Consider the following 12427-nt stretch of genomic DNA (forward strand, 5'->3'; position numbering starts at 1 on the left):
GGCGCGATGGTCGTCGGCGCGGTGACGCTCACGGTGACCGGTCTGCTGGGCATCACGCCGTGGCGGGTGGGGGAGTCCAGCGGGAGCCTGGCGGGCACCGACGTGCCGTGGCCGGTGCTGCTGGGGATGCTGGTCGTGCTCGCGACGGTGCTGCCGTACCTCACGGGGATCATCGCGATCCGACGGCTCGACACGCGGGTCGCCTCGTTCGTGGGGCTGTCCGAGGTGATGTTCGGGGTGCTGGCGGCCTGGGTGCTGATCGCGCAGGTCCCGAGCCTGATCCAGGTGGCGGGCGGGGTGCTGATCCTCGGGGGGATCATGCTGATCCGGCGGGCGGAGAACCGGGTCGCGGCGACGCCGGGGGAGATCGCCACCCAGGGCTGAGCGCCACTCCCCGACCGGGACGAACGAGTGAACCTCTCCTCGGCCGGGCGCCGGTCACGCCCTTCGCCGGGGGCGCTCGTTGTACGAGGCGTCGGTGCCGCTCCCCGCACCGACGGTGCTGCCGGCCCCGACCGGCGTGATGCGAAGCCGAGGTCGACAGTGTCCGAGGGGCAGTTCGTCACCAGTTCCTTCTGTGCGAAGGGCGAGTGCGTCGCGGTGGCCGCCGACGCGGCCGGTGTGCGTGTCCGGTCGACGACCGCGGAGGCGACCGTCGTCGGTTTCACCGACGACGAGTGGACGGCCTTCGTCCGCGGGGTCAAGAAACGGCGAGTTCGACCTCGACCGTCTGCGCGGCTAGGACCGCCCCGCGAACCGTCGCTCCAGCATCGCGCGGCTCTCGTCGGGGGACATGGCCCGGTCGAGGAGCTGGCGCCAGATCCGGCGGTAGTCGGCGACGGCCTGCGGGGTGTCGACGAAGACGTCGTTCTCCGTGCCCTCGACGTTGACCATCGGCCAGTCCGTCTCGGGACGGCGTGGGGTGAAGACGGAGAACGTGCTGGTCGCGCTCGTCCAGCCGGCGTGGAACGGCAGGATCTGCAGCGTGACGTTGGGCTGGTCGCCCCGGCGGATCAGCTCGCTGATCTGCGCCCGGAGCACCTCCTGGTCGGCGCACCGGTGCAGTGCGACCTCGTCGAGGAGGACGTGGAGCTCCAGCGGCGGGGCCTCGGCCCGGTCGGGCTCGATGACGTTCTGCCGGCCGAGGCGGATCTCCACCATGCGCTCGATCTCGCTCCGGGCCCGACCGGCGAACACCTCGGTCAGGAGCAACCTCGCGTAGTCCTCGGTCTGCAGGAGACCGGAGATCGGGATGCTGAACGTCTCCTTGGCCCGGGCCTCCGCCTCCAGGGAGATGAGCATGTCCAGGTCGACGCCCGACGGTGCGGGACCGAAGGGCTCCCACCAGCCCGGAGCCTTCGCGTCGTTCGCCCATCCCAGGATCCGCTCGCGTTCGGCGTCGGATGCCTCGTAGATGTCCAGCAGGTCGCGGACGTCACGGAACTTCGGCTCCACCTGCCCCGTCTCGATGCGGGACAGCTTGGAGGGCGAGACCTCGAGGAGCTTCGCGATCTCGGAGAGCTGCCGGTGGCGCCCCGTGCGGAGCTGCTTGAGGGCCCAGCCCAGCCGTTTGCGGATGACGAGTGGGCCGTGTGCCGCGGTCATGACCACACGTCCTCCGGTGGCTCCTGCCGATGGTCGCCCACGATGCTACTGCGGGTGCAATTGCAGATCGGATGGTGCGTCCGCTCCGCCGCCGGGGGCCGGACCCGCGTGGGTCAGCCCGCGGCGACCGCCTGCGCGACGGCCTGCGGGGTCGCGTCGACCTGGGTGCCGTCGACCTTCACGGTCGGGGTGCCGGACACGCCGTCGCGCAGCGCCTGCTGGGTGATCTGGGTGACCCAGGGGCGTAGCGCTGGTCGTCGACGCACTGGGCGAAGTCGCCGCCCGCGCCGACCTTCTGCCCGAGCGCGACCAGCTGCTCGTTCGGGAGCCCGGCGCCGCCCTCGGCGGGCTGGTTGTCGTAGAGCTCCTTCTCGAACTGCGGGAACACCCCCGCCGCGGCCGCGCACCCCGCCGCGGCGCCCGAACGGGTCGAGTACCGGGTCGACGAGGCGCGGTCCAGGATGGCGATGGGGTGGTAGACGATCTTCGCCTGGCCGGAGGAGACGAGCTGGTCGAGGGTCTGCCCGGCCTGCGCCTCGAACTGCTTGCAGATCGGGCACTGGAAGTCGAGGTAGATGTCGATCGTCTTCGGGGCCGCCTCGTTGCCGACGGTCACGCCCTGCGCGGACGCGTTGGCCGGGACCGCGATCCCGCCCCCGGAGTTCTTCCAGTAGACGCCTACACCGACGACGGCCGCGAAGGCCACGACGACGATCACTGCGATCACCGTGAACTGCGACGGTCCCTTCTTCGCGGTGAGCGGGTTCTTCGCCGCCGCCTTCCGCTTCCCGGTGGCCATCAGGGTCTCCTCCTCGGACGTCCGTGTGCCCCGCTCCCGACGACCAGTTGTACGCCCTCTCGTCCCGCAACGGTTCGGCGGGGCATCGGTCCGCCGCAGGTCAGGGGCCCGGGTGGCGGATCTTCGATCGCGTGTAGAACCATGGGGTCGTGAGTACCGACAGCGCCGTGGACCGGTCCGCGCCGGAGACGGACGTCCGTACGGTCGAACTCAAGATCGACGGCATGACCTGCGCCGCCTGCGTCGGCCGCGTCGAGCGCAAGCTCGGCAGGCTCGACGGCGTCGACGCGACCGTCAACCTCGCGACCGAGCGCGCGCTGGTCCGGTACCCGTCGGCGACCCCGGTCGCGACCCTGGTCGAGACGGTCCGCAAGGCCGGCTACGGCGCCACCGAGATCCGTCCCACCGACACCGGTGACGAGGCCACCTCCGACGACACCGCGCTGCGCCGGCTGCGGACCAGGATGGCCGTCGCGCTCATCCTGTTCATCCCGCTGGCCGACCTGTCGCTGGCGATGTCGCTGGTGCCGTCGCTGCGCTTCCCGTACTGGCAGTGGGTGGTCGTGGCGCTCGCGCTGCCCGTCGTCGGCTGGGCGGCGTGGCCGTTCCACCGCACCGCGGTGCTGAACCTGCGTCACGGGACGACGTCGATGGACACCCTCGTCTCGCTCGGCGTGATCTCGGCCTCGGCCTGGTCGCTGGGGGAGATGGCCTTCCTCGACACCCGGCAGACCCTCACGGGGTGGGACGCGGTGCTGCACCCCTCCGGGCCGCTCTACCTCGAGGTCGCCGCCGGGGTGACGACGTTCGTGCTGGCCGGGCGGTACTTCGAGGCCCGCGCCCGCCGTACCGCCGGGCGGGTCATGCGCTCGCTCGCCGCGCTGGAGACCGACGAGGTCACCGTCCTGTCCGGGGGTGCGGAGTCCCGCGTCCCGGTGCGACGCCTGCGGGTCGGCGACCGTTTCCTGGTGCGGCCGGGCGAGCGGGTCGCCGCCGACGGCGTCGTCGAGACCGGGCGGGCCGCCGTCGACACCAGCGCGATGACCGGCGAGCCGGTCCCGGTCGAGGTCGGGCCGGGCGACGCCGTCACCGGCGGCACGATCGCCTCGGGCGGGCGGCTGGTCGTCGTCGCCGAGCAGGTCGGGGCCGACACCCGCCTCGCGCGGATGATCGCGGCCGTCGAGCGGGCGCAGACCGAGAAGTCCGCGACGCAGCGGTTGGTCGACCGGGTGTCGTCGGTGTTCGTGCCGGTGGTGCTGGGGTTGGCGCTGCTCACCCTCGGGGGCTGGCTGCTGGCCGGTGCGGGGTGGGCCGGCGCGCTGGCCCCCGCGATCGCCGTCGTGATCATCGCCTGCCCGTGCGCGCTGGGGCTGGCGACGCCGACCGCGCTGATGGTCGCGACCGGCCGCGGCGGCGCCGAGCTGGGCATCTTCGTGAAGGGGCACCGGGCGCTGGAGACCACCCGGGCCGCCGACACCGTCGTGCTCGACAAGACCGGCACGCTGACGACCGGGCGGATGGCCGTGGTCGAGGTCGCGGCCGTCCCGGGTGGCGACGCGGCGCAGCTGCTGGCCCGCGCCGCCTCCGTCGAGAGCGGGTCCGAGCACGCCATCGCCGTCGCGATCCGTGCCCACGCCGGTTCGGACGTCCCGGCGGTGGAGGACTTCGTCGCGCTGCCCGGGCTCGGAGCCCGCGGGCACCGTCGACGGTCGCACCGTCACCGTCGGTCGTCCTCCGGAGGTCCCGGGTGCGCTCGCACCGCGGCTCGCGGAGTGGGAGGCGGCCGGGCACACCGTCGTCGCCGTGCACGTCGACGAGGCTCTCGCCGGGCTGGTCGCGCTGGCCGACCCGGTGAAGGAGTCCGCGCCGGTGGCCGTCGCCGAGCTGGTCGCGATGGGGCTGCGCCCGGTGCTGCTGACCGGTGACCGGCCCGCCGCCGCGCACGCCGTCGCCGCCGCCTGTGGGATCACCGAGGTCGTCGCCGGCGCGCTGCCCGACGGCAAGGTCGACCACATCCGTGCGCTGCAGGCCCAGGGCCGCACCGTCGCGATGGTCGGCGACGGGGTGAACGACGCCGCCGCGCTCGTCGCCGCGGACCTGGGCATCGCCGTGGGCTCGGGCACCGACGTCGCCCTGGAGGCCGCCGACGTCGTACTCGTGCGCGACGACCTGCGCGTGCTCCCGGCGACCGTCGAGCTGGCCCGCGCCACGATGGGCACCATCCGCGGGAACCTCTGGTGGGCGTTCGGCTACAACACCGCGGCGATCCCCGTCGCCATGGCGGGCCTGCTGAACCCCCTGCTCGCCGGGGCCGCGATGGCGCTCTCGTCGTTCCTGGTGGTCACCAACAGCCTGCGGCTGCGGAAGGCCGCGAGCTGGGCCGACGGGGCGTTGGGCGGGTCACGCACCCCGGTCGGCGAGGAGAGCACCGATTACGTCGAGGCGCGGGACTGACTCCCGTCCGGGGCGGGCCGGTGGGGGATTCCCGCATCGGGGCCGCGGGACGAGCTTCCACTGCCGTGAGCAGCTACCGAGGTGGTCCCGCACCGCGGCCGTGACGAGCCGCTGCGCACCGACCGGAATAGCCGGTCGGGCAGCGTGGCTGATCACGGTGTGACCGCACCTCTACCCGATGCGATCGACTCCCGTCTCGACCGGATGCTCGCCGGCATGGAGTGGGAGCTGCGCCGGTCCCGCCGATCCCGGGTGACCGACGGCGCCGTGTCCACGGTGCTCCGCGACACCGCCGGGTTCGTGTTCCTGCACGACGGCCGCGCCGCGGTCCGGGCGGCGGCCGAGCAGGGCTGGACCGCGGTCGCGGCGGGCGACCTCGTCCTGGTCCCGCGGCGCGCCGACCTGACCGTCCGCGGCGACGGCGGCGCCGAGGCCACCGTCGTCGAGCTGACGCGGCCCCCGGCCGCGCGGCCCGACGAGGGCCCGCTCCCGGACGCGGTGGTCGCCCGGTCGTTCGGGGCCGCCGAGCCGGGCATGGCGGTCCTGGTCCGCGGCATGGCGTGCGGGTGGAGCACCGTCGGCGGGCGGTCCGCAGCGGCGACACGGCGATCTGTTCGCGGATCGCGACCACGATCGCGGTGACCGCGGTGCGCATGTGGGTCGAGCAGCAGCCCTGCTGCGCGGACCAGTGGCTGTCCTCCGCGCTGGACCCGCGCATCGGGCGGGCCCTGCGCGCCGTGCACGCCGACCTCACCCGCGCCTGGACGGTGGCCGACATGGCCCGGGAGGCGACCATGTCCCGGGCCGCCTTCGCCGAACGCTTCACCGAGCTGGTCGGGCGCAGCCCCGCCGGGTACCTGACCGCCGTCCGGGTCGGGGTGGGGCGGGAGCTGCTCGCCGACGACACGGCCACCGTTGCGGAGGTCGCGCACCGGGTCGGCTACCGCTCCGAGCTCGGGTTCGCCCGCGCCTTCCGGCGGGAAGCAGGCATGTCGCCGTCCCAGTGGCGCGCCTCGGCCCGGGCGGTCCGGGCGGGCGCCCCTGACCCGGCCTACGACCGGCTCGGCTCCTGCGGCGCGGACCCGAACGCCAGCCCACCCACCGTCGCCACCACGGCCGCCGCCGCCAGCGTGACGCGGACCCCGACGCCGTCGACGAGCAGTCCGCCGGCGACGGCGCCCACGGTGATGCCGAGCTGGAAGCCCGCGACGAGCAGCCCGCCGCCCGCCTCCATCCGGTCCGGCACCACCCGGCCATCCACGTCGACACGACCGTCAGCCAGGCACCGAACGACAGCCCCCACACCGCGACACCCGCGACGACGACCGGCAGCACCGCGGGGAACGTCGCCACCGACGCGACCCCTGCGGCCAGCACCAGCGGGACGGCGTACCGCACCAGCCGCAGGTACCGGTCCACCAGCATCCCGACGACGAGGTTGCCCACCACCCCACCGGCGCCGAACACCGCGACAGCACGGCCACCCCGCCGGCGTCGAGCCCTGGGACGGTCCCGAGGCGCGGGCCGGACGTAGGTGAACGCGGCGAAGTGCCCCAGGACGGTCAGTACGTGACCGGCCAGCCCACGCGGCATCCCGGGGGCGCGCAGCGTGTCGACCAGCGGGCGCAGCCCGTCGGCGGCGTCCGGCGCGACCCGGGGCAGCACGGTGCGGATCGTGAGCGCGGTCAGCGCGGACAGGACCGCGACACCGACGAACACGGCCTGCCACCCCGCCAGCGCACCGAGGTAGACGGCCACCGGCACCCCGGCGACCGTCGCGAGGGTGGTGCCGGTGTTGACCAGCATCATCGACCGTCCGAGCCGGCCCGGCGTGCTCAGCCGGGACGCCACCGCCAGCGACATCGCCCAGAACCCGCCGATCCGCCGCACCCAGCAGGAGCCGGGCGGCCAGCAGCACGACGAAGCTCGGCGCGATCGCGACCAGCAGGTTCGACACCGCGGCGGCCGCGCCGCGAGCACGGTCAGCAGGGCGCGGCGGTCGACCCGCGGGAGCAGCGCGCCGATCGTCGGGGCGACGAGGAGCCCCACGAACGCCGTCGCCGACACCGCCTGGCCCGCCTGCCCCTCGGTGATGCCGAGCGTGGTGGCCATCGGGGTGAGCAGACCGGGCGGGAGGAACTCCGCGAGGACCAGGACGAAGCTCGTGAGGGCCATGACGCCGACGGCGCCCCAGGCGGTGCGGTCCGGACGGGTGGAGGTGGATGTGGTGGATGTGTCGGTCACGCTGTCAGCCTTCGCCGTGGTGCGGCCGGGTACCCGTCCGATCGTCCGGCGTGACAGACCGGTCGTCCGGATCGGGGCCGTTGGTCAGAGCACGGGTTGCACCGGCAACTCCCCTTGTGCGGCGAACGAGGTGGCGACGACGTGGCCCGCCGCGCCGAGGTCGAGGAACCGGGGCGGCGGGCCGCCGTCGGTGACGTGCCGGCGCCTGGGATGACGGCCGGGCACCACGTCCGCGGTGACCCCGGCCTCGGTGAGCAGCCGGGCGATGCCGTCGATGAGGCCGCGCGGCCCCGCGCGAGCAGGCCCCGACCACCCGCCAGGTGCGCGGGGAGGTCGTCGAGCCGGTGGAAGCACTCCACCGGCGGGTACCAGCCGCCGGTCTCGGACTCGACCAGGACGCGGAGCCGGTACGCCAGCAGCTCCGGCCCCCCGCGCGCACCGCGGACGTACACCGAGTCCGAGATCTCGGTGTGCAGGCGGAGTGCCGGGTGCTCGTCGTGGACCTCGACGTGCGTGACGTCCGGCCCCGGGGTGCCGGCGAGCTCCCAGCCGAGGACGCCGTCGGCGTCGATCCGGACGTGCGTCCGCGCCAGCTCCTCGACGTCCTCCTCCCAGGGTTGGTCGAGGACGAGGTCGACGGACAGCCGCTCGCCCGCGATCCGCACGGCACCGACCCGTGCCTCGACCTGGTACTCCGCGACGACCGTCCCGAGCAGCTCCAGGTCGAGCGGCTGCTCCGCCACGCTCACCCGCCCCCGCCGCATCTGCTCCAGCATCGCGTTGTACGCCTTCAGCTCCGCGTCGTCGTCCCGCTCGGCCTGCCGGTCCTTGCGGGCGGCCTCCCGGGAGTCGTCGCGCGACCACTGCACCACGAGCGTGACCATCACCAGCAGCATCGGGATCTCACCGGTCGCCCAGGCGATCCCGCCGCCGGTGCGCTGGTCGTCGAGCAGGTCCACCCAGGCAGCCCGACCTGGCGGTAGAAGTTCTCGCCGAGCACCGTGAGGAGCTCATCACCCGCGACGCCGAAGAACGCGTGGAACGGCATCGTCGCGAGCATGACGGCGAGCCGGCCCAGGTGCGGCAGCCGGTGCGGGGCGGCGTCGACGCCGATCAGCGGCCAGAGGAACAGGTAGCCGACCAGCACGAAGTGCAGGTTCATCAGCTGGTGGGTCCAGTGGAACCGCAGCGCCCCGTCGAACAGCGGGGTGAAGTACAGGACGTAGAACGAGCCGACGAACAGCACCGCCGCGAACGCCGGGTGCGTCACGACCTTCGCGACGCGCGAGTGCACCGCCGCGAGCAGCCACTCCCGCGGGCCGGGCGGGTTGCCGCGGCCCGCCGGCGCAGCACCCGCAGCGCGAGCGTGACCGCGCCGCCGAGGCTCAGCAGGATCGGCGCGAGCATGTTTCAGCGTCATGTGGCTGATCATGTGGACGCTGAACATGGACGGGGAGTAGAAGCCCAGCCCCGACGACGTCGCGACCAGCAGCGTGGCGCAGCCCAGCAGCCAGGCGACGGTGCGCCCGACCGGCCACCTCACTCCGCGGGCCGCCAGCCGTCGCACGGCGGCCAGGTACAGCCCGGCGAGCACCAGCGCGCCCGGTGCCGAACAGCAGGTTCCAGCGCCAGTCGACGAGCACCGCGAGCGCGCCGAGAACGGCCGGGTGATGTCCCAGCCGATCAGGGTCTGCAAAGCCGAGTCGTCGGCGACGACGAACCGCGGCGGCACCAGCCGGATGCTCGCGACGCCCAGCGTCGCCACCGTCGCCCCCAGCACCGCGACGATCGGCAGCAACCGGCCCGGCACCGGTCCGGCCGGGTCGGCGACGACCCGCGGGCCAGCAGCGCGGTCCAGCGGCACCAGGGCCGCGAGCAGCACCCCGCCCACGACGGCGACCCGCACGTAGGCGACCCGCCGAGCGGTCCGGCGTCGGTCACCACCAGCTGGAAGACGACCTCACCGACCAGGTACACGACCCCAGCCGACGGCGAGCAGGCCGCGGACGCCGGCCCGCGTCCGCCCCTCGACGACGCCCCCGGCACGCGGAACGCGACCAGCGCGGCACCGCCTGGCTGGGGCTGGTCGCCCGCTGGTCGCGTTCCGCGTGCACGGGGGCGTCGTCGAGGGCGGACCGCGGGCCGGTCCGCGGCCTGCTCGCCGTCGGCGGGTCGTGTACCTGGTCGGTGAGGGCGTTCCCAGCTGGTGGTGACCGACGCCGGACCGCTCGGCGGGTCGCCCTACGTGCGGGTCGCCGTCGTCGTGGCGGTGCTGCTCGCGGCCCTGTGCCGCTGACCGCGCTGCTGGCCCGCGGGCTCGTCGCCGACCCGGCCGGACCGGTGCCGGGCCGGTTGCTGCCGATCGTCGCGGTGCTGGGGGCGACGGTGGCGACGCTGGGCGTCGCGACATCCGGCTGGTGCCGCCGCGGTTCGTCGTCGCCGACGACTCGGCTTTGCAGACCCTGATCGGCTGGGACATCACCCGGCCGTTCTCGGCGCTCGCAGGTGCTCGTCGACTGGCGCTGGAACCTGCTGTTCGGCACCGGCGCGCTGGTGCTCGCCGGGCTGTACCTGGCCGCCGTGCGACGGCTGGCGGCCCGCGGAGTGAGGTGGCCGGTCGGGCGCACCGTCGCCTGGCTGCTGGGCTGCGCCACGCTGCTGGTCGCGACGTCGTCGGGGCTGGGCTTCTACTCCCCGTCCATGTTCAGCGTCCACATGATCAGCCACATGACGCTGAACATGCTCGCGCCGATCCTGCTGAGCCTCGGCGGCGCGGTCACGCTCGCGCTGCGGGTGCTGCGCCCGGCGGGCCGCGGCAACCCGCCCGGCCCGCGGGAGTGGCTGCTCGCGGCGGTGCACTCGCGCGTCGCGAAGGTCGTGACGCACCCGGCGTTGCGGCGGTGCTGTTCGTCGCTCGTTCTACGTCCTGTACTTCACCCCGCTGTTCGACGGGGCGCTGCGGTTCCACTGGACCCACCAGCTGATGAACTGCACTTCGTGCTGGTCGGCTACCTGTTCCTCTGGCCGCTGATCGGCGTCGACGCCGCCCCGCACCGGCTGCCGCACCTGGGCCGGCTCGCCGTCATGCTCGCGACGATGCCGTTCCACGCGTTCTTCGGCGTCGCGGTGATGAGCTCCTCCACGGTGCTCGGCGAGAACTTCTACCGCCAGGTCGGGCTGCCCTGGGTGGACCTGCTCGACGACCAGCGCACCGGCGGCGGGATCGCCTGGGCGACCGGTGAGATCCCGATGCTGCTGGTGATGGTCACGCTCGTGGTGCAGTGGTCGCGCGACGACTCCCGGGAGGCCGCCCGCAAGGACCGCAGGCCGAGCGGGACGACGACGCGGAGCTGAAGGCGTACAACGCGATGCTGGAGCAGATGCGGCGGGCGGGTGAGCGTGGCGGAGCAGCCGCTCGACCTGGAGCTGCTCGGGACGGTCGTCGCGGAGTACCAGGTCGAGGCACGGGTCGGTGCCGTGCGGATCGCGGGCGAGCGGCTGTCCGTCGACCTCGTCCTCGACCAACCCTGGGAGGAGGACGTCGAGAGCTGGCGCGGACGCACGCCCGGATCGACGCCGACGGCGTCCTCGCTGGGAGCTCGCCGGCACCCCGGGGCGGACGTCACGCACGTCGAGGTCCACGACGAGCACCCGACTCCGCCTGCACACCGAGATCTCGGACTCGGTGTACGTCCGCGGTGCGCCGCGGGGGCCGGAGCTGCTGGCGTACCGGCTCCGCGTCCTGGTCGAGTCCGAGACCGGCGGCTGGTACCCGCCGGTGGAGTGCTTCCACCGGCTCGACGACCTCCCCGCGCACCTGGCGGGTGGTCGGGCCTGCTCGCGCGGGGGCCGCGCGGCCTCATCGACGGCATCGCCCGGCTGCTCACCGAGGCCGGGGTCACCGCGGACGTGGTGCCCGGCCGTCATCCCAGGCGCCGGCACGTCACCGACGGCGGCCCGCCGCCCCGGTTCCTCGACCTCGGCGCGGCGGCCACGTCGTCGCCACCTCGTTCGCCGCACAAGGGGAGTTGCCGGTGCAACCCGTGCTCTGACCACGGCCCCCGATCCGGACGACCGGTCTGTCACGCCGGACGATCGGACGGGTACCCGGCCGCACCACGGCGAAGGCTGACAGCGTGACCGACACATCCACCACATCCACCTCCACCCGTCCGGACCGCACCGCCTGGGGCGCCGTCGGCGTCATGGCCCTCACGAGCTTCGTCCTGGTCCTCGCGGAGTTCCTCCCGCCCGGTCTGCTCACCCCGATGGCCACCACGCTCGGCATCACCGAGGGGCAGGCGGGCCAGGCGGTGTCGGCGACGGCGTTCGTGGGCTCCTCGTCGCCCCGACGATCGGCGCGCTGCTCCCGCGGGTCGACCGCCGCGCCCTGCTGACCGTGCTCGCGGCGGCCGCCGCGGTGTCGAACCTGCTGGTCGCGATCGCGCCGAGCTTTCGTCGTGCTGCTGGCCGCCCGGCTCCTGCTGGGTGCGGCGATCGGCGGTTCTGGGCGATGTCGCTGGCGGTGGCGTCCCGGCTGAGCACGCCGGGCCGGCTCGGACGGTCGATGATGCTGGTCAACACCGGCACCACCCTCGCGACGGTCGCCGGGGTGCCGGTGGCCGTCTACCTCGGTGCGCTGGCGGGGTGGCAGGCCGTGTTCGTCGGTGTCGCGGTCCTGTCCGCGCTGACCGCGCTCACGATCCGCACCGTGCTGCCCCGGGTCGCGCCGGACGCCGCCGACGGGCTGCGCCCGCTGGTCGACACGCTGCGCGCCCCCGGGATGCCGCGTGGGCTGGCCGGTCACGTACTGACCGTCCTGGGGCTTCGCCGCGTTCACCTACGTCCGGCCCGCGCTCGGGACCGTCCCAGGGCTCGACGCCGGCGGGGTGGCCGTGCTGCTCGCGGTGTTCGGCGCCGGTGGGGTGGTGGGCAACCTCGTCGTCGGGATGCTGGTGGACCGGTACCTGCGGCTGGTGCGGTACGCCGTCCCGCTGGTGCTGGCCGCAGGGGTCCGCGTCGGTGGCGACGTTCCCCGCGGTTGCGCCGGTCGTCGTCGCGGGTGTCGCGGTGTGGGGGCTGTCGTTCGGTGCCTGGCTGACGGTCGTGTCGACGTGGATGGCCCGGGTGGTGCCGGACCGGATGGAGGCGGGCGGCGGGCTGCTCGTCGCGGGCTTCCAGCTCGGCATCACCGTGGGCGCCGTCGCCGGCGGACTGCTCGTCGACGGCGTCGGGGTCCGCGTCACGCTGGCGGCGGCGGCCGTGGTGGCGACGGTGGGTGGGCTGGCGTTCGGGTCCGCGCCGCAGGAGCCGAGCCGGTCGTAG

Annotated in this window: 9 protein-coding genes and 5 pseudogenes; 10 read left to right on the forward strand and 4 right to left on the reverse strand. The window is 74.3% G+C overall.

Annotated elements, in window-relative coordinates; translation table 11 throughout:
- Positions 1-384: EamA family transporter (locus tag KPL57_RS19885; RefSeq protein ID WP_226352727.1), on the forward strand; the 384-nt coding region annotated here is incomplete at its 5' end.
- A 159-nt stretch (positions 385-543) separates the two neighbouring features.
- Positions 544-693: pseudogene (locus KPL57_RS72345) on the forward strand (DUF397 domain-containing protein); the annotation flags it as partial.
- A gap of 45 nt (positions 694-738) precedes the next feature.
- Here the strand turns inward: KPL57_RS72345 and KPL57_RS19895 are convergent.
- Complete coding sequence (locus KPL57_RS19895) at positions 739-1605, reverse strand: helix-turn-helix transcriptional regulator (protein ID WP_226352728.1); 867 nt, start codon at positions 1603-1605, stop codon at positions 739-741.
- A gap of 178 nt (positions 1606-1783) precedes the next feature.
- Positions 1784-2404 (reverse strand): thioredoxin domain-containing protein, encoded by a 621-nt coding sequence (locus KPL57_RS19900; protein ID WP_226352729.1) that lies wholly within the window; start codon positions 2402-2404, stop codon positions 1784-1786.
- A 224-nt stretch (positions 2405-2628) separates the two neighbouring features.
- Here KPL57_RS19900 and KPL57_RS72350 point away from each other — a divergent pair.
- From KPL57_RS72350 to KPL57_RS72355, 3 genes and pseudogenes are all read left to right on the forward strand, one after another.
- Positions 2629-4858: pseudogene (locus KPL57_RS72350) on the forward strand (heavy metal translocating P-type ATPase).
- A gap of 159 nt (positions 4859-5017) precedes the next feature.
- Positions 5018-5500, forward strand: coding sequence for a cupin domain-containing protein (locus KPL57_RS19910; RefSeq protein ID WP_226352730.1), 483 nt, complete (start codon positions 5018-5020; stop codon positions 5498-5500).
- A 152-nt stretch (positions 5501-5652) separates the two neighbouring features.
- Positions 5653-5823, forward strand: a pseudogene (locus KPL57_RS72355) (helix-turn-helix domain-containing protein); the annotation flags it as partial.
- Between the two features lie 310 nt (positions 5824-6133).
- On the opposite strand, the pseudogene KPL57_RS72360 reads toward KPL57_RS72355, so the two are convergent.
- A pseudogene (locus tag KPL57_RS72360) lies at positions 6134-7033 on the reverse strand (MFS transporter); the annotation flags it as partial.
- Positions 7034-7098: 65 nt separating this feature from the next.
- Positions 7099-9008: pseudogene (locus KPL57_RS72365) on the reverse strand (cytochrome c oxidase assembly protein).
- A 380-nt stretch (positions 9009-9388) separates the two neighbouring features.
- Between KPL57_RS72365 and KPL57_RS19925 the strand changes: the two are divergent.
- The 5 genes from KPL57_RS19925 (at position 9389) to KPL57_RS19945 (ending at position 12427) form a co-directional block, all read left to right on the forward strand.
- A complete protein-coding gene (locus KPL57_RS19925) occupies positions 9389-9568 on the forward strand; it encodes a hypothetical protein (RefSeq protein WP_226352731.1) in 180 nt (59 codons plus the stop codon).
- A 39-nt stretch (positions 9569-9607) separates the two neighbouring features.
- Positions 9608-10456, forward strand: a complete 849-nt coding sequence (locus tag KPL57_RS19930) for a cytochrome c oxidase assembly protein (RefSeq protein ID WP_226352732.1) — start codon at positions 9608-9610, stop codon at positions 10454-10456.
- Between the two features lie 782 nt (positions 10457-11238).
- A complete protein-coding gene (locus KPL57_RS19935) occupies positions 11239-11499 on the forward strand; it encodes a hypothetical protein (protein WP_226352733.1) in 261 nt (86 codons plus the stop codon).
- A complete protein-coding gene (locus tag KPL57_RS19940) occupies positions 11496-12203 on the forward strand; it encodes an MFS transporter (RefSeq protein WP_264198333.1) in 708 nt (235 codons plus the stop codon). The genes KPL57_RS19935 and KPL57_RS19940 overlap by 4 nt, the downstream gene beginning before the upstream one ends.
- Entirely contained in the window at positions 12173-12427 is a 255-nt protein-coding gene (locus KPL57_RS19945) for a hypothetical protein (RefSeq protein WP_226352734.1), read from the forward strand. The genes KPL57_RS19940 and KPL57_RS19945 overlap by 31 nt, the downstream gene beginning before the upstream one ends.

Source organism: Pseudonocardia sp. ICBG601 (assembly GCF_020496245.1).

What these genes read in the sequence shown, in the direction of transcription:
- KPL57_RS19895 (WP_226352728.1), bottom strand. Translation starts at nt 1,605, where the DNA reads ATGACCGCGGCACACGGCCCACTCGTCATCCGCAAACGGCTGGGCTGG.
- KPL57_RS19900 (WP_226352729.1), bottom strand. Translation starts at nt 2,404, where the DNA reads ATGGCCACCGGGAAGCGGAAGGCGGCGGCGAAGAACCCGCTCACCGCG.